At 65.4% G+C, this 21,902-nt stretch carries 20 protein-coding genes and 1 pseudogene; 10 read left to right on the plus strand and 11 right to left on the minus strand.

Annotated elements, in window-relative coordinates:
• Positions 1-2 precede the first annotated feature (2 nt).
• The 6 genes from panB to HOLFODRAFT_RS0213215 all read right to left on the minus strand — a co-directional run bounded on the left by panB (position 3) and on the right by HOLFODRAFT_RS0213215 (position 8,134).
• Positions 3-878 (minus strand): 3-methyl-2-oxobutanoate hydroxymethyltransferase, encoded by an 876-nt coding sequence (gene panB / locus HOLFODRAFT_RS0213190; protein WP_005036056.1) that lies wholly within the window; start codon positions 876-878, stop codon positions 3-5.
• On the minus strand, positions 875-4,240 hold the full coding sequence (locus tag HOLFODRAFT_RS0213195; RefSeq protein ID WP_005036057.1) for an ATP-binding protein: 3,366 nt from the start codon (positions 4,238-4,240) through the stop codon (positions 875-877). Before HOLFODRAFT_RS0213195 ends, panB begins: the two co-directional genes overlap by 4 nt.
• Before the next feature lie 68 nt (positions 4,241-4,308).
• Complete coding sequence (locus tag HOLFODRAFT_RS0213200) at positions 4,309-4,920, minus strand: Maf family protein (protein WP_005036058.1); 612 nt, start codon at positions 4,918-4,920, stop codon at positions 4,309-4,311.
• A complete protein-coding gene (gene lnt, locus HOLFODRAFT_RS0213205) occupies positions 4,917-6,395 on the minus strand; it encodes an apolipoprotein N-acyltransferase (RefSeq protein WP_005036059.1) in 1,479 nt (492 codons plus the stop codon). Before lnt ends, HOLFODRAFT_RS0213200 begins: the two co-directional genes overlap by 4 nt.
• On the minus strand, positions 6,392-7,159 hold the full coding sequence (locus HOLFODRAFT_RS23320; RefSeq protein ID WP_005036060.1) for a TrmH family RNA methyltransferase: 768 nt from the start codon (positions 7,157-7,159) through the stop codon (positions 6,392-6,394). Before HOLFODRAFT_RS23320 ends, lnt begins: the two co-directional genes overlap by 4 nt.
• A gap of 66 nt (positions 7,160-7,225) precedes the next feature.
• Positions 7,226-8,134: an AraC family transcriptional regulator gene (locus tag HOLFODRAFT_RS0213215; RefSeq protein ID WP_005036062.1), complete on the minus strand. Its 909-nt coding sequence runs from the start codon at positions 8,132-8,134 to the stop codon at positions 7,226-7,228.
• 350 nt (positions 8,135-8,484) lie between these two features.
• On the opposite strand from HOLFODRAFT_RS0213215, the gene HOLFODRAFT_RS21260 reads away from it, so the two are divergent.
• The 8 genes and pseudogenes from HOLFODRAFT_RS21260 to HOLFODRAFT_RS25560 all read left to right on the plus strand — a co-directional run bounded on the left by HOLFODRAFT_RS21260 (position 8,485) and on the right by HOLFODRAFT_RS25560 (position 15,058).
• The gene (locus HOLFODRAFT_RS21260; protein ID WP_005036064.1) at positions 8,485-8,712 is read left to right on the plus strand and encodes a 4Fe-4S dicluster domain-containing protein; all 228 of its coding nucleotides are present in this window, start codon (positions 8,485-8,487) and stop codon (positions 8,710-8,712) included.
• Positions 8,713-8,729: 17 nt separating this feature from the next.
• Complete coding sequence (locus HOLFODRAFT_RS0213225; RefSeq protein ID WP_005036066.1) at positions 8,730-10,469, plus strand: FAD-dependent oxidoreductase; 1,740 nt, start codon at positions 8,730-8,732, stop codon at positions 10,467-10,469.
• 89 nt (positions 10,470-10,558) lie between these two features.
• Positions 10,559-11,791, plus strand: coding sequence for an MFS transporter (locus HOLFODRAFT_RS0213230; RefSeq protein ID WP_005036067.1), 1,233 nt, complete (start codon positions 10,559-10,561; stop codon positions 11,789-11,791).
• Positions 11,792-11,854: 63 nt separating this feature from the next.
• Positions 11,855-12,040 (plus strand): annotated as a pseudogene (locus HOLFODRAFT_RS25820) (hypothetical protein); the annotation flags it as partial.
• Between the two features lie 186 nt (positions 12,041-12,226).
• The gene (locus HOLFODRAFT_RS0213240) at positions 12,227-13,549 is read left to right on the plus strand and encodes an LVIVD repeat-containing protein (protein WP_005036070.1); all 1,323 of its coding nucleotides are present in this window, start codon (positions 12,227-12,229) and stop codon (positions 13,547-13,549) included.
• Positions 13,550-13,580: 31 nt separating this feature from the next.
• Positions 13,581-14,015 (plus strand): VOC family protein, encoded by a 435-nt coding sequence (locus tag HOLFODRAFT_RS21265; protein ID WP_005036071.1) that lies wholly within the window; start codon positions 13,581-13,583, stop codon positions 14,013-14,015.
• Positions 13,990-14,271, plus strand: coding sequence for a hypothetical protein (locus HOLFODRAFT_RS24580; protein ID WP_005036072.1), 282 nt, complete (start codon positions 13,990-13,992; stop codon positions 14,269-14,271). The genes HOLFODRAFT_RS21265 and HOLFODRAFT_RS24580 overlap by 26 nt, the downstream gene beginning before the upstream one ends.
• Positions 14,272-14,431: 160 nt before the next feature.
• The gene (locus tag HOLFODRAFT_RS25560; protein ID WP_052572615.1) at positions 14,432-15,058 is read left to right on the plus strand and encodes an acyltransferase; all 627 of its coding nucleotides are present in this window, start codon (positions 14,432-14,434) and stop codon (positions 15,056-15,058) included.
• 135 nt (positions 15,059-15,193) lie between these two features.
• On the opposite strand, the gene HOLFODRAFT_RS0213260 is transcribed toward HOLFODRAFT_RS25560, so the two are convergent.
• From HOLFODRAFT_RS0213260 to HOLFODRAFT_RS0213275, 4 genes are read right to left on the minus strand one after another with little or no spacing between them, the layout of a single operon-like run.
• Positions 15,194-15,877 carry a hypothetical protein gene (locus HOLFODRAFT_RS0213260; protein ID WP_005036074.1) on the minus strand — a complete coding sequence of 228 codons (684 nt, stop codon included), beginning with the start codon at positions 15,875-15,877 and terminating at the stop codon, positions 15,194-15,196.
• A 6-nt stretch (positions 15,878-15,883) separates the two neighbouring features.
• Positions 15,884-17,125, minus strand: a complete 1,242-nt coding sequence (locus HOLFODRAFT_RS21270; RefSeq protein ID WP_005036075.1) for a bifunctional folylpolyglutamate synthase/dihydrofolate synthase — start codon at positions 17,123-17,125, stop codon at positions 15,884-15,886.
• A gap of 4 nt (positions 17,126-17,129) precedes the next feature.
• The gene (locus tag HOLFODRAFT_RS0213270) at positions 17,130-17,984 is read right to left on the minus strand and encodes a ParB/RepB/Spo0J family partition protein (protein ID WP_005036077.1); all 855 of its coding nucleotides are present in this window, start codon (positions 17,982-17,984) and stop codon (positions 17,130-17,132) included.
• 1 nt (position 17,985) lies between these two features.
• Positions 17,986-18,768: a ParA family protein gene (locus HOLFODRAFT_RS0213275; protein WP_005036080.1), complete on the minus strand. Its 783-nt coding sequence runs from the start codon at positions 18,766-18,768 to the stop codon at positions 17,986-17,988.
• A 172-nt stretch (positions 18,769-18,940) separates the two neighbouring features.
• On the opposite strand from HOLFODRAFT_RS0213275, the gene HOLFODRAFT_RS0213280 reads away from it, so the two are divergent.
• Together HOLFODRAFT_RS0213280 and HOLFODRAFT_RS24995 are read left to right on the plus strand one after the other, a co-directional pair.
• Positions 18,941-19,459 (plus strand): ferritin-like domain-containing protein, encoded by a 519-nt coding sequence (locus HOLFODRAFT_RS0213280; protein WP_005036082.1) that lies wholly within the window; start codon positions 18,941-18,943, stop codon positions 19,457-19,459.
• A gap of 2 nt (positions 19,460-19,461) precedes the next feature.
• The gene (locus HOLFODRAFT_RS24995) at positions 19,462-19,632 is read left to right on the plus strand and encodes a hypothetical protein (RefSeq protein WP_005036084.1); all 171 of its coding nucleotides are present in this window, start codon (positions 19,462-19,464) and stop codon (positions 19,630-19,632) included.
• Positions 19,633-19,700: 68 nt separating this feature from the next.
• On the opposite strand, the gene katG is transcribed toward HOLFODRAFT_RS24995, so the two are convergent.
• Positions 19,701-21,842, minus strand: coding sequence for a catalase/peroxidase HPI (katG, locus tag HOLFODRAFT_RS0213290; RefSeq protein WP_005036086.1), 2,142 nt, complete (start codon positions 21,840-21,842; stop codon positions 19,701-19,703).
• Positions 21,843-21,902 lie beyond the last annotated feature (60 nt).

A 21,902-nucleotide genomic window follows, 5' to 3' on the forward strand; every position in this document is an offset into this window, starting at 1 on the left:
GTCTAATTCCGGCCTTCCCCTGCGTGCCACTCGTTGAGGAGCTTGCGGGCGGGCTCTGGAAGAATATAGGATTCCCGCGCATCTGGGAACACCCCCCCCCGCACATCTTCTGCCCATCTGGCGATGGCGCTCACGGAATCTTCATAGCCTGACATGTATTTGCGAACGAACTTGGCGGGTTTGCCCGGGAGTAGTCCCAATAGATCGTGAAAGACCAGAACCTGCCCATCGCATCCCGGTCCGGCCCCGATTCCGATGGTGGGGATCTCCAGTTCCTGGGTGACCCGGGCGCCCAGGTCCGCCGGGATGCCTTCGAGCACGATCATGAAGCAGCCGGCATCCTGGAGCCTCAGGGCGTCCTCCACAACCCGGATGGCCTCGTGCCCGGCACGGCCCTGGACGGCGTAGCCCCCCATGGCGTGGACGGACTGGGGGGTGAGCCCGAGGTGCCCCATTACCGGGATCTCTGCATCCACCAGGGCCTTCACGACCTGAACACGGTTGGCGCCCCCTTCCAGCTTCACCGCCTGGGCGCCGCGCTGGAGAAAGCCTCCCGCGTTGCGGATGGAATCCTCCAGCCCCAGGTGGTAGCTCAGGTAGGGCAGATCCACCACCAGGAATGCCTTGGGACGGGTCCTGGCCACGGCCTCCAGGTGGTGGTTCATCATGGCCATGGAGACCGGCAGGGTGTTGTCGAAGCCCAGACAGACGTTGCCCACGCTATCGCCCACAAGGATCATGTCCACCCCGGCGGCGTCCGCCAATCGGGCGTGGACGGCGTCATAGGCCGTGAGCATGGCCAGCTTTTCCCCGGCTTGGACCTTCTCGATCAGCTTGGGGATGGTGAGCTGTACGCGGTTGGTGGAGGGAGAACTCATGCTGGATCCCATGTCTGAAGGCCCACGGGTGGGGGGAGGTGTTGAGGAAGGTCCATGCCCACGGATTCCACCGCGAGGCGGAAATGATGCAGGTCTGGACGGCCCAGGAAGTGGGGGCCGAAGGCCGCGGGCACCCTGGACCAGAGTTCCTGGAAGCTGGAGCAGGCTTCCTGTATCTTGGCGCGGGCTCCCAGCTCTTCTCCGCGCCTGAGGAGCAGGCATGCCCCCTGGGTGCAGGCCTCCAGCACCAGGGAGGTGCGGCCCAGCTCCCGGGCGGTGGCGAGGACTTCACCCCAGGCTCGCAACGCCTCGGAGGCCGCAGTGTCGCTGGAGGCCGAGAGGAGGATGGCGTGGGCGTGGTGCCATTCCAAGTCCAGCCAGCGCGAACCGGAGCTGGCGACGGGCTCCCTCAGGGCCTCCAGGCCGGACCAGCGGGCGGGGGTGTCCGGGGCGCGGTCCTGGGCCAGAGCCTGGATCTGGCGGACCCTGGCGAGGGTCTCCCGCCAGCTCAGGCCGAAGCCCCGATGGCAATCCGCCGCTTCCTGATAGACCCGTGCGGCATTCCCCCACGCCCCCCGGAATTCGAGGATCTCGGCCTGGAGGGAGAGGCGTTCGCCTTCCTCATGGGCGGACATGGGCTCCCCTGGGCAAGCCAGTTCCAGCAGGAGGTGCTCGGATTCGAGATGATCCCCGAGGCAGGCCAGGGTGCGGGCTCTCCAGAGGGAGGCTCGAGCGGCGCGGCCCCGGTCGCTCAGCTGCTCATAGCCCTCAATGGCCTGCTCCAGGCAGGAGAGGGCGCGGCCCAGATCCTGCTCCACGCTGGCGATCATGCCCAGGGCCAGGTGGCAGTCGGCGATGAGTTCCAGGTCATCCTGGGCCAGAGCCGCGTTCATGGCTTCGGAGAGGCACCGGTGGGCAGGCTGGGACTGCCCCATGGCGAAGTGGGTCTGGCCCAGGGCCAGAAGCACCCCCACAAGGCGACGGTGGTCTTGGCTGTGCTCCAGGATGCGCCTAGCTCCCAGGAGGGAGCCGAGGGCTCCGTGGAACTGGCAGCGCTCCATCTGGATCCGTCCCAGGTCCAACAGCAGTCCGGCGCGCTCTGCGTGGCTCTCTCGCTGCTCCACACGTTCCACGAGGCGTTTGCCCTCCTCGAAGTGGCGGGCGGCCTGGGATACGTGTCCCCGGAAGAAATAGCCGCGCCCCAGGGCGAGCCGCAGGCGGGTCTGCTCCTCGTGGAAGAGGTGGTCCATGAGCAGGCTCTGGGCCTTCCGGGCCGTATGCTCCGCCTGTTCAAAGCGCCGGAGGCGGAGCTGCAGGAAGGCCTTCTTTCGCAAGGTCCGGGCGCGTTGGGTCGGGGGGGCCAGCTCCTCGCTGTCCTCCTCCAGGGCCTGATCCAGGGATTCCAGGGCCCATTCGTAGGGGGAGCGGCCCTTGAGCTGGCCGGGGTGGACCCTCCCCCGGATGGTGGAATGGGTCCAGGAATCCGCCAGGAATTCCCAGAGTCGGGCCTTCTGGGCTGGGCTGGGCCCCAGGGCGAGGGTCTGCCGGACGATGGCCTCCGCCTCTCCGGGGGCCGGGGGAGGCTGTTCGATGGCCTCCATGACCCTGGCCAGAGCGGTCGGGGCATCGGAGGCGTAGGACTGGAGGCGCACCGAGAGGACGGGTCCCCGGGATTCATCCTGGATGGCCTTCAGGAGGGTCCGGGCGAGACGCTTGATCTCGCCTGGCGGGATTCCCTCCATGGCCAGATCCCGGATCTGGGGGCTCAGGGGGGATGCCCGACCATCCAGGATCTGCACGAACTTGCCGTTCTGAAGGGCTTGAAGGGCCTCCTCCAGCGGCTCCCCCGCCAGGCCGACGGCCCGGCCCAGGGCGCTGAGGCTCACGGAATCGTCCCCCAGGGCCACGAGACGGGCCAGGAGGGCGGCGGCCGGGGGGAGACGTCGGAAGCGGCCGGAGAGAATCTCCGAGAGCATGTCTGGATGGGCGACCAGGGAGATGGGCTTGCCGGGGACCGGACGCCAGCGTCCCCCTTCCCAGACCAGGGCACCCTCCAGCAAGGCGCGCTCCAGGAGGTTTCGCAGGATGCCCGCATTGCCGAGGCTGGCCAGGCAGACGTCCATGGCCAGGGCTTCCGACAGGTCGTGGGGACCGAGGATATCCTCCAGGGTGGCTCTCAGATCCCGGTCCTCCAGGCGTTTGAGGTTCAGGATGGCCACATCGGGATCCTGGCTCAGGGGCCCGAGGAGGGGGCGGGCCGTGCGGGTGGGACCCCCGTTGTTCACCACCAGGAGCCAGGGGAGGCGGGAGCTGCGGATCAGGTCCTTGAGCAGTCCCAGGAGGGCATTGTCTGCCCGGTCCACGCCGCGGAGCAGGATGAGCCTGGGATGGCGCTCCTGGGCGAATTGCAGCAGGGTGAGGGCCCCGGCCAGTTCCGCAGGGTCCACCTGGGAGAGTCCTCCCCTGTGTTTGCGAACACTGCGGAGGAATGCGAAGCTCTCCACGCGCGCTGCCAGGTTCCGCGCCACATCCGGATGCTGGGCGTAGAACTCCGCTTCGCTGCCCTGGATCAGATTATGGAGGAGGCGTCCCAGGAAGTGCCCTGCGGCTTCCTCTCCCATCACATCGAGTCCGTTGACCCATATCCCCTCCGTTTCGGCGGCGGCGGCGGCATAGGCGGCCAGAAGCTCCTTCCCAAGCCCCTCCTCCCCCTGGATCACCACCACCCGCTCATGGGTGGAGCCGGCCTTCAGGCCGAACATCAGGGACTTGAGGTAGGTCATCTCCTGGGTCCGTCCACGGATCGGCAGGGGGCTTTCCGCGGTCAGATCGGGAGGCGCCTCCCATGGGCGGTGGGGGCCCGCCTCTTGGCAGGGGATGGCTTCCAGGACCCCCTTCAGTTCGGAAAGGGAGCGGGGGGTCGGACCCAGGACCCTGGGAAGGGTCAGGCGTCCACTCCCCACACCGATGGTTTCGGGATGCAGGAAACGTCCAGAGGGTGAGGACCGGAGGCCGTTCTCCAGCTTGGCCAGGAGGGCGTTCCGCTGGGGCATGGACAGGTTTGGCCACAGGGAGGCCAGGGACTCCCCTTCGAGTTCCTGGAGAAGCCACACCCGGCCCTCCTCCACTCCGAAGTGGGTCCGCAGGGGATCCATGGCGCCAGCATCCTGGATCTGCCTGAGATGCTCATGCTTGATCTGGTCCTGCTCCCGCTGGAGCGGGGCGGGCTCCCAGTATTGGAGGAGGCAGCGGGCTCCGCCGTCCCCCCGCTTAACCAGATGCCAGGAAGCGCCTGCCGGATCGGCCACGAGGTTCATGAGGTGGCTGTACCAGACCCCACCCAGGTGCCATCCGCGGCTCATGGGAGTTCACCACTGGGCTGGGGGGTCGCCTGGGGAATCATGCCCGCAGTCTAGCAGATGAGGCCGGATTATCTGGGCATACCTAGCCAGGACTGGGTCAGCCCCAGTTCCAGCAGGAGTGCCCCGAAAGATTCCACGGGGAAGCCCATCACCGTTGCAAAGCTGCCTTCGATTCGCTCGATGAACAGGGCTGCGATCCCCTGGGCCGCATAGGCCCCGGCCTTGTCCATGGGTTCCCCGGTGCTCGCGTACCAGGTGATCTGTTCCGGTGTGAGGGGGCGGATGAAGACCTCGGCCGTATCCACAAAACTGTGGATCTCTTCGTCCCGCATCAGGCAGAGGGCGGTGTGGACCTCATGGTTCCGGCCCTGGATCAGCCCCAGCATCCGTTGGGCGTCCTCCTCGTCCACGGGCTTGCCCAGGACGTGGTGGTCCACTGCCACGGTGGTATCGGCGGCGATGACCCAGCGTCCGGGATTCACAGCCGATACGATCTTGGCTTTCATGCAGGCAAGACGGCACACCATGGCCTCGGGATCCTCGTTCGGCAGGGGGGTCTCATCCGCATCCGGGGCCCAGGATTCGTAAGGGATGCCGAGGGCGTTCATCCAGTGTCTCCGGCGGGGACTGGCGGACGCGAGGATGGGGGGCAAGAGGTTCAGGGTGATGTCTTCGCTCATGAGCGCCTCACCAGCCATCCTACCAGGAGGGTCGCAAGGGCAAGGAGCAGCAGTTCTCCCACCAGGACAAGGGGGCTTCGGGCCGGGGCCTTCACGGGGCGCCAGTCCAGGGGGAAGGCGTGGGCGGCCTCGCTCATGGGCTCTCCCCATAACCCGCCACTGCCGTCGGCCCGGAAGACTCCGGACTTGCCCGTGAGGGTGGCCCGCAGGAGGGGCAGCCCCGTTTCCACTGCCCGGAGTCGGATCTGGGCGCCGTGGAGGTCCGTGGCGATGCTGCGTTCGAACCATCCGTCGTTGGTGAGATTGGCCAGTACATCGCCCCCCGCCTGGTCCAGACCCCGCAGCACCCGCCAAGGGATGAGGGCCTCGCTGCAGATCAGGGGGTGGACCTTCAGACCCGGGAGGGCGAAGCTGCTCTGGGGGCCCAGGGTGCCGGGTTCCTGGGATAGGAATCCCATGCGCTCATCCAGCCAACGCTGCAGGGCCTCGGGGCCGGGCATCCGTTCCCCGAAGGGCATGGGGACCACCTTGGCCTGGAGGAACGAGGGGGACCCAGGGGCCTCCCCCCGTACGAGGTTGAATCGCTCTCCCTCCGTGCCGTAGAGCCAGGCGATGCCGCGGCGACGGGCCTCCTCCGGGAGTCGGGGGTTGGGGGCCAGATCGTTCCGGCCCATTACCGAACTCTCGGGCCAGAGGAGCAGGGTGGTCCGGCCCGATCGAGGCAGGCCCGCACGCTGGAGTTCCCGGTCGCTACGCTCCCAGAGCCGGGCCTCCATGCCCCGGAAGGGCTGGCCGGCGGGCCAGTTCGGCTGGATCATCACCACATCCAGGTGGTGCTCCGGCCCCTTCGGGAGCAGGGGCCAGGCCAGACCCAGGAGCAGGAGTCCCGCAAGCAGGGCCAGGGGGGGCAGGAAGGGCCTGGGCTTTCGCTCTGCCCACAGGAGGCCCGCCATGGCTCCCGCTCCCCAGAGGAGGGCGCTCAGCCCGTGGGAACCCAGGAATGCGGCGCTCCGGACCAGGATGGGCAGGCCGCCCACGAGGGTTCCCCAGGTGAAGGGATAGACGTGGAATCCCAGCAACTCCCATAGGGCGATTCCCAGGGCGGCTCCCAGACCCGCTCCCCATGCACCGCTGCGCTGCCCCAGCCAGCGGGCCAGGAGAAGCACCCCCCAGAAGCCCAGGGCTTCCCAGGCGTTCAGGAGCATGGTCCCGAGGATGGCCATGGGTATCGGCATGGGCCCCTTGATCGCCAGGGTCTGGGGCACCCAGTGGAAGATGCCCCAGAAGCCGATCAGGAAGGCCAGGAAGCCCCAGAGGGAGTGCCTTCCCCTGAAGACGCTGCGGAAGACGAGGCTCAGGAAGAGCAAGCCCACCAGAGGTTCCAGGAAGGCCAATGCCGGGACAGCCGCCAGGTCAAAGGCCAGGGCGAAGAGCAGCCCCAGGCCGAGGGCTTCCAAGAGGTGCCGCGCGATCATGCCCGGCCTCTCCGGGCCACCTCGAAGCAGGCGATACCGGCGGCCACGGCCGCGTTGAGGCTCTCCACCCCCTGGATGGGGATGGCGAGGCGTCGCACAGCCTCGGGCAGGGCCACGCCCTGCCAGCCATGCCCCTCGTTGCCGACCAGGAGTCGGACAGCTCCGCGGAAGTCGGCCTCCGCCAGGGGCAGGGCGCCGGGCCCGCCGTCCAGGGCGAACCACTTCCCGCTGTCGAGGCTCAGGGCCTCCATGCGGCGCAGGGGCATCAGGAAGGCCGCCCCCATGGAGCCCCGCAGGGCCTTGGGGGCGAAGGGATCGGTGCAGCCGGGCCCCAGGAGGGCCTCCTGGAATCCGAAGGCGGCGGCGCTGCGGAGGATGGCCCCCAGGTTGCCCGGGTCCTGGATGCCCCAGGCCCCGATGACCCGATCCGCCAGGGGGCCCGTCGGTTCGGGTCCCAGTTCCGCGAGCAGGGCCAGGTCCGGAGGGCTGCCCGCGTCCGCCAGTTCCCGCATCAGGGGTTCCGCAAGGGTGAGGGTGTCCAGGGGGTGGCGGCGCTCCAGGGGGTGCTCCCCGGCCCCATCCAGCCGTATCCACTGGAGGGGGCGGATCCGGGTGCCCGCCGGGCTGTTGCGGACCCCTTCCCAGGCCTCGATGAGCTTGGCCCCGAGCAGGAGCGTGTGGGTGCGCCGACCCCCCGACGCCGCCAGGATCGAGCGGAGATGCTTGAATCGCGGATTGGCCTTGCTGGTGATGAGGAGTTCCATGCCTCTGTTTAATCACGGAACCGTGGAACGGCCAAAGGGTATCGTCTCCGGGCCCGGAGGCACCCTTTAAAGGGATTTCCGGTGGGCGCGGGGAGCCAGGCCCAAGGTCCGCTTATAGGCCCGGCTGAAGGCTGCCTCGCTTCCGTAGCCCAGCTGCTCGGCGATCTGGGCCACGGTGAGGGGTTCGTTCTTGAGGAGTTCGATGGCCAGGTTCATCCGGAACTGGGTCAGGTAGGCCTTGGGCGGCTTGCCGATGAGAAGAGTGAACCGCTCGGCGAAGGAGGCCCGGCACATGCCAATGGCCTTCGAGAGACTGTTGAGGTCCCAGGGCTTCTCGGGGGAGGCGTGCATCAGAGCGAGGCTTCGACCGATCTGGGGATCCCTCATGCCACGGATCCATCCGCTCCTCTCCGGATCCGCGGCGATCCAGGCTCGGACGCTCTGCATGAGCAGGACGTCGACCAGGCGGGCGATGACCGTGTTGGAGCCCGGTTGGCGATGGTGGGCCTCCAGATCGATTGCCTCCACGATGGGGCGCAGCCAGTAGAGACCTTCCCCTTTCCGGTGGCGGATCACAATGGCTGAGGGCAACTGGGCCAGGAGGATTCGAGCGGCGGGACCGGCGAGCCTGGCGCCGCCGCAGAGCAGGACGGAACGTTCGCCGGGCCCCTCGGCCTTGAGGGATGCGCCGGAACCCTGGTGCTCCAGGGAGGGCTCGCCAGGGCCGGGAGGGGGCGTGTCGAAGCTGTCGGCAAAGGTGTGGGCGGGGCCATGGGGCAGGATGGCCAAGTCGCCGGTGCGGAGGGTCAGGCGCTGCTCCCCCAGCTTGAGGCAGGACTGTCCCAGGGATTGGAAGTGGAAGCTGGTCCATTGCCGCACCGGGATGTCCAGGCACCAGGGCGCCCGGACGTCAAAGCTCCGGTAGAAACTGGCGGAAAAGCGGAGGCCTTGCAGCAGCTCGTCTAGGGGGTCCATCTCAGCTCCAGACGAATGATCAATTTTATTGGACAAAGCATCATAGAGTCTCATCCCCTTGGTACCCATACTGAGTCAACCCGATTATCCAAGACCGTTTTCCGAGAAATATAACATGTTTGCATAATAACTCAATTTTATGCGAAGTAGATTTATGCATGGCATAGGTGTGAACTTATTGCTTTGGATCCGCAAAATCAGATCATGAAAAAAGACTGTCAAAATCATCTCTTTGGCTGAGTCTCGCAATACGGCAAGGCAGATGTCAATGCCTGACTGGCATGCATTAGTGTGTGGTTTATGCCTTTAATTTTGTTTTGGTTAATTGGGTTTAAATTTTCGGAGGCCATATGAATCTTATTAAAATAGATTCGACTCTATGCACCAAGTGCGGCATGTGCTTCAAGTCTTGCTGGAACGATGTGTTCAGAGTCGACAAAGCCACGCGCCAGCCGTACGCGGCCTATCCCGAGGATTGCGTGGAATGCAACTACTGCGAGGTCTCCTGCCCGGTGGGCGCCTTGACGGTCATCATCGATTACGCGAAACCCATGGCTTCTTGTTACGGAAACAAGTAGGGATAGGAGCAGTCAAGATGAACAGCATCGAACATTTCGGGAAAGTCATAAGCACAGACATTCTGATCGTTGGTCATGGTATTTCCGGGTTGTCCGCAGCCATCACGGCCAAGGAGAAGAATCCGGCCCTGAAGGTCCTCGCCGTGGACAAGGCCTGCGTCGGTTTCGGGGGCAAGGCCAACAAAGGCGGCGGCCACATCTCGTACATCCCCGAGGGAGCCGAAGAAACCTACGTCGAGTACCACACCCGGAACCTCGGCGATTACCTCAACAACCAGGACCGTCTGCGCCGCTACGCCCACTCCACCGTCAAGACCCTGGACAAGTGGGAGTCCTGGGGGGTCAGCTTCCGGGCCCGGGATGATGCCTTCCAGGCCCACCCGATCATTCCCTGGAAGATGTTTGTGGTCGATCTGGACATGCTGATCCCCATGGCGAAGCATGCCCGGCAGGCTGGCGTGGAGTTCATGGAGAAGGTGGCCATCGTCGATCTGCTGACCGATGGCGATCAGGTCTGCGGTGCCATCGGTTTCGATCTGGTCACCGCGGAAATCCTTGTCTTCAAGGCCAAGGCGGTCGTTCTCGCCAACGGCAACCAGAACTGGCGAGTGATGCGGATGTGGTCCAGCAGCCGGGGCGAAGGCATTGCCACGGCCTGGCGCGCGGGGGCGAGGATGCGGGGCGCCGAGTTCGGCAGCTTCGTGAACATGATCTCCGTGGAGCACTTCCAGGTTTCCTACGGCAGCGAAAACGCCATGTTCAACGCCAAGGGCGAGTTCATGGACGATCGCGCCGATCTGGATGGCAACCTGAAGGACACCTTCGGTGGGGCCGATCTGGGCGGAACGCAGTCGATCAGCATGTACAAGCAAGTGGCGGCAGGCAACGGTCCCATCTTTGAGGACACCGAGAAGAACGACTACCCCTCCACCCCCCAGGGGATGAACATCGTGCCCGAGGTGGGACGTGCCGCCGACAACTGGTTCAGGCCCTTCGCCCACAAGTGGTGGCATCTTCTTTGGGAGAAGAACAAGATGGGCGGCTACAAGACCTCCAGCAAGATGAAGGAGGTCGCCCCCGGATTCATCGGCGAATTCGGACCCGTGAATGTCGATGACAACTGGATGACCAACATCAAGGGGCTCTTCGCATCCGGAGACATTTGCGCCGGGGGCATCCAGATCTTCGGTGCCGTGCCAGCACCTCCGGGGCGGAACCGTGGGAGCGGCCTCATCGCCGCCGTCTATCACGGCATCCATGCCGGACCCGCCGCCGCCGACTATGTCACCGGCCTAGAGAAGCCCGGCCAGATCGATCCGGTTCAGCTCCAGGCGCTCCAAGAGGATATGCTGGTGCCCCTTTACCGCTCCCAGGGCGTGACCGCCGCCGAACTGACCTGGAAGATCCAGTGCATCATGACGCCGGTTCCCAATTCGGCTCTCAAGCGGGAGGATCGCCTCAAGGCTGCCCTGGCGGAGACCCTGGCACTGAAGGCTGAACTGCCCAAGCTGGTGGCCAGCGACGGACACAGCCTCAGCGCCTGCATCGAGACCAAGGCCATGGTGCTCTGCGCCGAGATGTTCTTCCGGGCGTCCCTGGAACGCAAGGAGACCCGGGGCTGGCATATCCGGGAGGACTTCCCCTCCCGGGATGACTCAGCCAATCCCTACTGGGTCGATCTCGAAAATGTCGGCGGGGAGATGGCTGTGAGCAGGACCGAGGTTCCCCTCAACCATTACGTCTACCAGCCCGGCTGATCCGGGCCCCTCTCCGCTCAAGGTGCTCCGAGTCGCGGGCAGGGGGCACCCCTGCCCGCTCCACCCCCCTTTGCTTTGGGAGCAATGATATGAAACAAGAAGGCTTCTGGAATCCCACCAGGACGCTGGTGGCGGCCTATACCTTCGCCTGGGGCTTCGCCTCCCTGGACCGCCTCCTGATCGCCATGCTCTTCCCCTTCGTCATCCCCTATTTCGGGATGACCTATGCCCAGGCTGGGCTCATCATGACCTGCATGTCCGTGCTATACCTCATCATGGCCTCCCTGGGCGGAGCGCTCTCGGACAAGTACGGCCGCAAGAAGGTGATCCTGCCTTCGGTCATCATCTTCTCGATCAGCTCCTTCCTCACGGGCTTCGCCACGAATTTCGCGACCTTGATCGGCATCCGTTCCGTGATCGGCGCTGCGGAGGGTTCCTTCTACACCAGTGGAGCGGCCCAGATCGCCGAGCAGTCGCCGGACGAGAGCCGGGGCACCGCCCTGGGCCTCTACAATTCCTCCTTCCCTCTGTTCGGTGCCTGCATCGCCCCGATTTACGCCACCCTGGTTGCTTCCCGGTGGGGCTGGCAGTGGGCCTGCTACCTGACCATCATCCCGGGCATCATCCTGGCCTATGTCATTTCCACCAAGGTGCGGGATGCCCAGCCCCTTGCCCACGCCCGTCACCAGGGAACGCCCCGGACCCCCTGGAGTTCGGTTTTCAAGGATCGGAATATTGTCCTGGCTGGTCTGCTCTCCGCCACCTGGCTGGTCTGGCTGTGGACCTGGCTGAGCTTCGGGCTGCTCTTCCTGACCAAGGTCAAGGGTCTCCCCGGGAACGCTGCGGGGCTCCTGCTTTCGGCCCTGGGTCTCGGCGGTTGCCTGGGCGCCATCCTCAATTCCAAGCTCTCGGACAACTTCGGCCGCAAGCCGGTCACGGTGATCGGCACCCTCATCGGCATCCTCGGAACCGTGATCGTGGTTGCGACCCCGAACATTCCCATGGGTGGGCTCTTCCTGATCCTCCTGGTCACGGGCACGGCCTGCTGGGGCAACGCTCCCATCTGTCTGCAGGTCATCCCCTCGGATTCCGTGTCCGGCGAGCACCTTGCCAAGACCATCGGCATCATCGTGGCTTTCGGGGAGCTCTTCGGCATCGCCGTGGCCCCTCCGATCGTGGGCTTCGTCGGCGATCGCTTCGGCCTCGCTGCGGCCATGTATGTGGGAGTGGCCAGCCTCGTTCTGATGACCTTCTGCGGGCTTTTCCTCCGGGAGAGCGCTCCCCGGGTCTGCGCCCGGAGAGCCGCCGGTTCCGTCGCCTAATCCCGGCGGAAAGGGGCCCCACCCACACCTCGCACCCGGGTGGGGCCCAATGTCTTTCGTGCCCTGGAAGAGACGTTCTCAACCACGCCTGAAACGATTGCCCAAGTGATTGCGATCTACCCCATTACGCCCTCGTCCACCATGGGGGGACTTTCTGATGAATGGAACTCCCAGGGGCGGAAAAACAGCTGGAATACCGTTCCCCTGGTCGAGGAGATGCAGTCCGAAGGCGGCGCTGCCGGTGCCCTGAGCAACTACGTCCCGTACGAGAAACGCTACCGGATCGTGGAACGGGCCAATCCCGAGGGCTGCATGGAACTCCAGGCCCAGCTCGATGTCACCAAGCGCTTCGCGGTCTACGCAGGCATGGCGGGGACGCGCCTCCCGGGGAACTGCCGCTGAGGCTGCGACGACCCCTAAAGAAAGGACTTCCCCATGAACATTGGGAAACACTACATCAAGAACATGGAGCTGATCGGCTACCACGACCTCCAGGACAGGCCCGGTTTCCAGATGGCCATGCAGGAGGTGGAGGGGCGGTACTACCTCTACGTCTCCCATTTCCGCCATTCCGGCTGGACGATCCTGGAGGTGACGGATCCCGCTGCCCCCCGGTTCGTCCGCTTCCTGCCCGGTCCGGAGCTGTCGGGACAGGTCACCAACAAGATCCAGGTGGCGGATGGCCTGATGCTCTGCGCCCTGGGCACGGGCATCCCCTTCCTGCACGGCATCGGTGCCGATGATCCCTATATCGCCGGTCTTCAGATCTACGATGTCAGGACGGATCCCGAGAACCCGAAGCTGCTCTCGACCTGGATAGCCAGCGAGCCCCAGGCCTGCGACAACATCTGTCTGGGGGTCCATCGCTTCTACTACAGTGGCGGTCGTTACGCGCACCTTTCGGCCACCTGCGACGGCTATTCCAACATGATCTACCGTGTCCTGGATCTGGCGGATCCCACCCATCCCGTGGAGGTCGGGCGTTGGTGGATGCCCGAGCAGTGGGAGGCCGGTATCCGGGCGAAGGATCAGCTTCCCGAACCCTTCCCCCTCTCCCGGGCCGGCATGCACGGGCCACCCTCGGTGAAGGGCAGCCATGCATACTGTGGGTACAACGGTGCGGGCATGGTCGTCCTGGATATCTCAGACCTCCGCACCCCGAGGCTGGTCGGCCAGCTCAAGACCTACCCGACGCTGGGCGGGAAGCTATCCGGTGCCCGTTGCCATACCGTGATGCCCCTCTCGAAGCGTCCCTACGCCATCTTCACGAATGAGGGGGAACGCTTCCCCTGCTTCTCGAAGGAGGTCGTGAAGGGGGTTGCCCAGCCCATGAATGTCATCGGCATGGTGGATGTCTCCGATGTCACCGACCCCACCCTGATCTCGATCTTCCCCTATCCGGAAGTGCCAGCCGACTATCCCTTTCCCAACTTCAACGACTGCGGCATCGGATGCCCCGGGCCCTTCGGCCCCCACAACATCCATGAGCCCCACGAACATCCAGCACTGGAGGACCGGAACGACCGGCTCTACTGCTGTTACTTTCACGCCGGTCTCCGGGTGTACGACATCAGCGACCCCTTCGTGCCCCGGGAGATCGCCTATTTTATTCCGCCTGACCCCACCTCCTACAAGTTCGACTGCCACTACCCGGGGCCGAGGATCGCGACCACGGAGGACGTTATTGTTGACAATAGGGGCAATATTTTCATCGACACCTTCCACGACGGTCTTTATGTCCTGAGAAGCCGTGTTTGAAAAATAAAATGTTAATATATTGGAGCGAATGATGCCATTGGCAACTAAAGGTGTGAACCATTTCGCCATCAGTGTCCCCGACCTGGAGGCGACGGTGGAATGGTACCGGAGGGTGTTGGGGTTCCGGCTGATCTGCCGCCAAGCGATCCCTGGCGTCGATGTCCGGGTCGCCCATATGGAAGGGCCGGGGTTCGTGCTGGAGGTATTCGAGCCCATCGGTGGGAATCCCCTGCCGGAGGGGCGGAAACTTCCGAACACGGATCTCATGACCCACGGGAACAAGCACCTGTCACTCACGGTCAACGATGCAGAGGAAGCCCGGAAGTCACTGGAAGACATGGGGGTTCCTGTGGTCATGACCGCCAGGGTATGGGGAACGGTTGGTGTGTTCATCCATGACAACAGCGGAAATCTCATTGAAATCTTTGAAGGGGATATGCGTGTTCCTCAAGACAACAAATCCTAGCTGCGGGAAGAAGGCGTCCTGCCCCAGCTGCCAGAGCCCCGGTACCTGGGAGAGGATCGTTGCCTTCCGGCACCGGAACGGCTGCCTCTACGTTGCCGTGATGGATGGCAAGGGGGGGCTGGATATCTTCACTGAGGATTGCCGGGAAAGCGATCTGTTCTGTGCCATTCCGCCGTGGATCCTGGACCGTCTCGGGACCTGGCTTGCGGGCATCCGGCCCGGCGAAAAGGTTGAGATTGCGGCGGGCGCCGCCTAGATGACAGGGCTTGGATCGGGTTCCATCTATGACGTTGGGCCTGAAAGGGGATGATAGAGGGAATGACCGTTTCCGCTTCGCCGGTCGTTGCCTTGACGGAGTAACTGTGTCCCCCTCACCTGATGATTTCCGTGCCCAGCACAAGCTTCGCCTCTCCTGGATGCCCTGGCTCTATTTCGCCCTGAAGCCCCGGCACAGGGAGTGGGCGGAGGCCTGGCAGCGCGAGGTGCAGGAGCGCCTCCAGGCCCTGGAGACCATCCGCATCGGACCCGGGGCCTTCGTGGCGCCCGAGGCCCGGCTCTTCGGAGAGCCGGGGAGGGGCATTGAGATCGGGGAGGGCTGTGCCATCTCGGCGGAGGTCTTCATGCACGGTCCCATCACCCTGGGAAAGCGGGTCTCGGTCAACGCCCGGGCGAGCCTTGATGGAGGGGCCAAGGGGCTGGTGGTTGGGGACGACACCCGCATCGCCACCGGAGCCACGCTCTACGCCTTCGATCACGGGCTGGCGCCGGACCGCCTGATCCACCGCCAGCCCGTGCGTTCTCACGGAATCGTCATCGGCTCCGACGTCTGGATCGGCGCCAATGCCGGGATCACGGACGGTGTGCGAGTCGGCGACCATGCCGTGGTGGGCATGGGTGCCGTGGTGACCCACGATGTGCCCGAGTGGGCCGTTGTCGCTGGGGTTCCGGCCCGGGTCATCGGCGACCGGCGGGAACTGCCGGATGCCGGAGGGGCGTCGCCGCTTGCGAAAAACAGTCCCACGGGGAGGCGCGGAGAGGGCTGATAAAGGAGATGCCCGATGCGCCGAGGGGCAGCGACGCTGAGCGCCTGCTTCTTCCCTCCGCGTTTCTCCGCGGCTCCGCGTGAGGCAATCTTTCGCCCCTCCATGGCCAGTGCTGGCCGAACCGGGTTCAGAAGGTCAGGGCTCTCGTCCAACCCGGACGAAATCGTACTTCTCATGGCTTTCAAAAGGGCCCCGGCGGATCTCCACGGAACGGATGCCCAGTTGCCCCAGCTTGGCTTTCAGGGCCTGGCAGCGGGCCTGGACCAACTCCTCGGTCTGGCGGGGGTCGGCGGGGTAGAGCAGGAACCAGCGGCCGTCCCTGCCGTAGGCCTGGACCCAGCTGTCCACCTTCTTCTCGCCCCCGGGGGAAAGGGCGCTCTGGCCCCTGATGAAGAAGATGGGTTCCTGGAGCCGCAGCTGGTTGGCCTGGGGCACCTGGGGAGCCAGACTGGCCAGGACAGGCAGGGGATTGGGGTCGAGGTCAGGCAGGCCAGGCAGGGGTTGGGGACGGATATCCCGGGAGACGGCCAGATCCCCCACGAGGGGGTAGGTGTCGCCCCGGTCGGCCATCCTCGCCAGGACAAAACCCCTGCCCACGGAGACAACCTCCAGTCGTCCGAGGGAGCGGCGATCCCCTGGACGCCGGAGGTCCAGATTGCCTCCGACCTTGAGGTCCTCCCATCCATCCCCGGTTACCCGGTAGAGCCGATCGCCGCTGTCGTAAGGGGGCTCCCCCGAGCGCTCCACGGAGGCAATCCGCAGGGGGGAACCGGCGCAGGCCAGACTCAGCAGCAGGGGGAGGAGGAAGGGCCAGCGCATGGGGCCTTACCGGTTTCCGGCGGGGGAACCGTAAGGGGCGATACCCATGGTGCGGAGGATGTCTCCGATGAGGTAGAGGGAGCCCGTCACTAGGCGGATGCCCTCGCAGGGGCGTCGGAGCTCCTGTCCCAGGGTCTCGATGTCCAGCACCCGGAGCTCCTGGCCCCAGATGGCGCGCAGGGCCTCGGCTGTCGCGTAGCGCTCGTTTTCGCCCTTGGCCAGGGTGACGGAGAGGGGCTGGATGCTGCGCAGTTCCCTGGCCACGCCCTCCAGGTCCTTGTCTCCCATGGATCCGAAGTAGAGGTGGGGCTTGATGCCGCAGTCCCGGGCGTGGCGGGCCAGCACGGCGGCGCCGTCGGGGTTGTGGGCTCCGTCCATCCAGACCCGGTCAAGGCCCGGGACCAGCCAGAAGCGTCCGGGCCACTGGGTGGTCTCGATGCCGCGCCAGAGGGCTTCGCTGGAAAGCTGGAACCCGAGGGTCTTGAGTTGCTCCAGGGCACAGAGGGCGGTGCCGAGGTTGCTGAGCTGGTGAGGACCCGCCAGGCCGACGCGGTGGCCCTGGACGATGCTGTGGTCCCAGGCCATGGCATCGGCGCCCTGGCCTGATGCCTGGAACACCCGGGGCTCACACTCCAGGAGGGGGCGGATCCAGTCGGGGCTCAGGGTCGGGCCCAGCACCAGGGGCCTGCCCGTGCGGGCCGTGCAGAGCTTCTCCCGGGCGATGGCCTCCCGGGTATCCCCCAGGAAGGCGGTGTGTTCCAGGGCGATGTTGGTGAGCACGGAGAGGATAGGATCCAGGGCGTTGGCGGCGTCCCAGCGCCCTCCCATGCCCACCTCCACCAGGGCGAGGTCCACCTTGGCCTCCCGGAAGGCGAGGATGGCGCAGGCCATGAGGATCTCGAAGTAGGTGGCCTCGATCCCGAGCCGAGCCTCGACGGCGAGGACCTCATCCAGCAGGCGGTCCAGGGCTTCCAGGGTGATGGGGGCGCCGTCGAGCCAGATGCGCTCCGTGGGGGAGACGAGGTGGGGCGAGGTCGTCCAGCCCACCTTGAGCCCCGCGCTCCTCAGGGCGTTGGCCATGAAGGCCCCGGTGGAGCCCTTGCCATTGGTGCCCGCGATGAGTACCGCCGGGAAGTCCCGCTCCGGGTGGCCCAGCCCTTCGAGCAGAGCCACCGGGTTGGCCAGGCTGGGCTTGATGCCCCAGTGGCCCCGGGCTTCGACGTTCTGGATCTTCTGGTAGATGTTCATGACTTCAACCCTTCCGGGGGCCCTGCTTCATGGCCTCGAAGAGGCGGTCCAGCTCAGCCTCGCTGCCGTAGTGGAGGGTGAGGGCACCCCCCTTGCCCTTGGGCTTGATCTCCACCCGGGTGCCCCAGGCCTGGGTCAGTTCCTCGGAGGCGGCCTTGAGGAAGAGGGCCTGGGGATGCTTGCGCTTGATCTTCCGGGCTCGGGTGAGCTGGAGGATGCGGGCCTCCAGGGCTCGGACGCTCAATTGGTTGTTTATGACTTCTTCGGCCAGCTGCTCCTGGACCCGGGCATCCTCCAGGCCCAGGAGGACCTTGGCGTGACCTGCGGAAAGCTTGCCCATGGCCACGTGGTCCTGGATGGGGGAGGGAAGGCGGAGGAGCCGCAGAGTGTTGGCCACCTGGGGACGGCTCTTGCCCACCCGGTCCGCCACCTGCTCCTGGGTGAGGCGCAGGTGTTCGCCGAGCTGCCAGTAGGCCTTGGCCTCCTCGATGGGATTCAGCTCTTGGCGCTGGATGTTCTCCACCAGGGCGAACTCCAGCAGGCGGTCGTCCGCGACCTCCTTGAGCACCACCGGGACCATGGCCAGGCCCGCGCGGCGGGCGGCCCGCCAGCGGCGTTCGCCGGCGATGATCTCGTACTGGTTCCCCACCTTGCGGGCCACGATGGGCTGGACCATGCCGTGCACCGAAAGGCTGGCGGCCAGGTTCTCCAGGGCCTCCTCGTCGAAGTGGGTGCGGGGCTGGTGGCGGTTGGGAACCAGGGAGCCGATGGGCAGCTCCCGCTGGGGAGCGTCCTCAGGGCTGATCTGGCTCATGAGGGAAGTGAGTCCTCGGCCGAGGGCGGGGCGCTTGAGGTTCATATCAGTTCTCTCTCGCTGGGGTCGGTTCCATCACTCCCACCGCTTCCCGGGCCAGGTTCAGGTAGGCCTGGGCTCCCTTGGAGCGGAGGTCGTAGAAGGCGACGGGCTTGCCGTGGCTGGGGGCTTCCGCCAGGCGGATGTTGCGGGGGATGGTGGTCTGGAAGACCTTGCCGGGAAAGGCCTGACGGACTTCGTGGGCCACGGCGGAACCCAGGTTGGTGCGCTCTTCGGCCATGGTCAGGATGATGCCCCCCAGCTTGAGGGCCGGGTTGGGGCCGCCCTGGATGCGTCGGATGGTTTCCATGAGTTCCGCCAGGCCGTCCAGGGCGAAGAACTCGCAGGGCATCGGGATCAGCACCTCGTCGGCGGCGGTGAGGGCGTTGAGGGTGATCATGCCCAGGGCCGGGGGCGAGTCGATGAGGATGTAGTCGAAGCGCTCCATGACCGGTTCCAGGGCCTTGCGCAGTTCCTGGAGCTGGGGCATCTCGAAGAGTTCGAACTCCAGCTGGGCCAGATCCTTGCCCGTGGGGATCACCTGGAGCATGGGGACTTCCGTGCTCAGGATCAGGGCCTCGGCGGGGGCGCCCTTCATGAGGGCGTAGGAACCCGCCCGCCGATCGGGCTTGGGAAAGCCTAGGCCGGTGGTGCTGTGCCCCTGGGGGTCGAAGTCCACCAGGAGGACCATCTTCTCCATCATGGCCAGGGATGCGGCCAGGTTGATGGCCGTGGTGGTCTTCCCCACGCCCCCCTTCTGATTGGCCAGCACCAGGATCTTTGCCGTCATATCAGGACTCCGGCAAAAGAATGGCTGATCTGGCGGGCAGGGGATTCACGGGGGCACCTCGGTGTGGAACATCCAGTGTAATCGTTCCACGGTCCCCTGGAACAGAATCGCCTCAAGGGCACCCAAAATCTATTGGAGTTGGAATAGACTCATAACACTTTCCGGAGGTCCCATGGATCGCGCCAAGAGCATTGCCCTACTCAACACGGCTGTAGCAGATGAACTGCAGGCGGTGCACCAGTACATGTATTTCCACTTTGTTCTGGACGATATGGATCTCAAGCCCCTGGCCATGCTCTTCAAGCGTACGGCCATCGAGGAGATGATCCACATCGAACGCCTTGCGGAGCGGATCCTCTTCCTCAAGGGGGATGTGGAACTGGTGGCTGCGGGTCCGGTCGAGAAGATCCACGAGCCCATCGATATGCTCAAGAAGGCCATGGCCATGGAAGACGGCAGCCAGGAGAGCTATAACGATTCAGCCAAAGCCTGCGCCGAGAACCGGGACTCCGCTTCCAAGCAGCTCTTTGAGTCGCTGGTCGTGGATGAGGAGCGCCACTTCGACCAGTACGAACTGGAAAAGGAGAAGGTTGAGAAGCTTGGTCCCAACTATATGGCCCTCCAGGCCTTCCTCGGCAGCGGCGGGGCAGGTTCGGCCATGCCCCCCGCAGGGGGCGGTGCCCCGGCCTGAGCATGAAGCTGAGGGGGAAGTCCTTCTGCAAGCTCGTCAAGGACGATGTGCTCAAGGATGACCTGGAGGCGTACAAGGACCTTGTCCGGAATCCGACCTACCTCTGTCTGAAGTGTGGACGGGCCAGCAACGATAAGAACTCGCTTTGCAAGCCTGAGAAACTGGAACCCTGAAAAGCCGATAACCGGGCAGAAAAATGCCGCTCAGCGTTGACTGAGCGGCATTACCCCGGTGGCGAGCATCAGGCCAGGTCGAAGCGGTCCAGGTTCATCACCTTGGTCCAGGCTCCCACGAAATCCTGCACGAACTTGGTCTTGGCGTCGCTGCTGGCATAGACCTCGGCCAGGGCGCGCAGCACCGAGTTTGAGCCGAACACCAGGTCGTGGCGGGTGGCGGTGTATTTCAGCACCCCCGTCTTGCGGTCACGGCCTTCGAAGAGCTCGGAGCTGGAGTCAGCGGCCTTCCATGCGGTGGCCATATCCAGGAGGTTCACGAAGAAGTCGTTGCTGAGCACGCCGACTCGGTCCGTGAACACCCCATGGGAGCCGCCATCGGCGTTGGCGCCCAGCACCCGCAGGCCGCCCACCAGTGCGGTCAGTTCCGGCGCCGTGAGGGTGAGCTGCTGGGCCTTGTCGATCAGCAGGGTCTCGGTGGAGATCTTGCCATCGCCACGGCCATGGTTGCGGAAGCCATCGGCTGCCGGCTCCATCACCGCGAAGGAGGCCATGTCGGTCTGATCGGCGCGGGCATCGACCCGGCCCGGGGTGAAGGGCACCTCGACGGGCACCCCGGCGGCCTTTGCGGCCTGTTCCACCCCCACGACACCGGCCAGCACGATCACATCGGCCAGGGACGCCTTGCCTGAGGCCTTCTGGATCTCGGCCAGGGTCGGCAGCACCTTAGCCGCCCGCTGGTTGACCGCCCAGTCCTTCTGCGGGGCCAGGGCCAGGCGTGCGCCGTTGGCGCCACCGCGCTTGTCCCCCCCCCGGAAGGAGGAGGCCGAGGCCCAGGCCGCTGAGACCAGGTCACCCACCGACAGGCCCGAGGCGGCGATCCTGGCCTTCAGGTCGGCGATGTCGGCCGCCGTGGGGGCGTGCACCGGCGCGGGCAGGGGGTCCTGCCAGATCAGGTCCTCCTTCGGCACTTCCGGTCCCAGGTAGCGGGCCTTGGGCCCCATGTCGCGGTGGGTCAGCTTGAACCAGGCCCGGGCGAAGGCTTCGTTGAAGGCCTGGGGGTCGTTCAGGAAGCGGCGGGAGATCTTCTCGAAGCCCGGGTCGAAGCGCAGGGTCAGGTCCGTGACCAGCATCGTGGGCTTGCGCTTCTTGGCCGGATCGAAGGGGTCGGGGATGATCTCCGGGGCGTCCTTGGCTTCGAACTGGATGGCGCCGGCCGGGCTGCGGGTCTGCACCCATTCGTACTTGAACAGGTTCTCGAAGAAGTAGTTGCTCCACTGGGTAGGCGTCTGGGTCCACACCACCTCCAGGCCGGAGCTGATGGCATCCGGGCCCGCGCCGCTGCCGTAGCTGCTGGCCCAGCCCAGGCCCTGCTGCTCGATGGGCGCGGCCTCCGGATCGGGCCCCACGTGCGTGGCCGGACCGGCGCCGTGGGTCTTGCCCAGGGTGTGGCCGCCGGCGATCAGGGCGACGATCTCCTCGTCGTCCATGGCCATGTTGCCGAAGGTGGCGCGGATGCCGGGAGCGGCCGAAAGCGGGTCCCCGCTTGCGTTGGGGCCCTCCGGGTTCACGTAGATCAGGCCCATCTCCGTGGCGGCCAGGGGGTTCTTGGCCAGGACTTCCGGATCGCGGTGGGCCAGCCAGGTCTTCTCTTCGCCCCAGTTCACGTCGAGATCGGGTTCCCACACATCCTCGCGCCCGGCGCCGAAGCCGAAGGTGCGGAAGCCGCTGTTCTCCAGGGCCACGTTGCCAGCCAGGATGATCAGGTCACCCCAGGAGATCTTCTGGCCGTACTTCTGCTTGAGCGGCCAGAGCAGGCGGCGGGCCTTGTCCAGGCTGACGTTATCGGGCCAGCTGTTGAGCGGGGCGAAGCGCTGCTGGCCCCGACCGCCGCCGCCACGGCCATCGGTCAGGCGGTAGGTGCCGGCGCTGTGCCAGGCCATGCGGATGAAGAAACCGGTGTAAGTGCCCCAATCGGCTGGCCACCAGTCCTGGGAGTTGGTCAGCAGGGCCTTGAGGTCGGTCTTGAGCGCGGCGTAGTCCAGCTTCTTGAACTCGGCACGGTAATCGAACGATTCTCCCAGCGGGTTGGAACGGTTGGAGTGCTGGTTCAGCAGGTCCACGCGCAGCTGCTCGGGCCACCAGTCGCGGTTGGTGGTGCCTCCGCCGGCGACGGTCTGGTGGAAGGGGCATTTCGATTCGTTGGACATCAGTTTCTCCTCAAGAATGATGGATATCTGGAACCGGGGCGCCCGCCCGGGGGGGTGAAC

It is taken from the genome of Holophaga foetida DSM 6591 (assembly GCF_000242615.2).
GTDB classification, from domain to species: domain Bacteria; phylum Acidobacteriota; class Holophagae; order Holophagales; family Holophagaceae; genus Holophaga; species Holophaga foetida.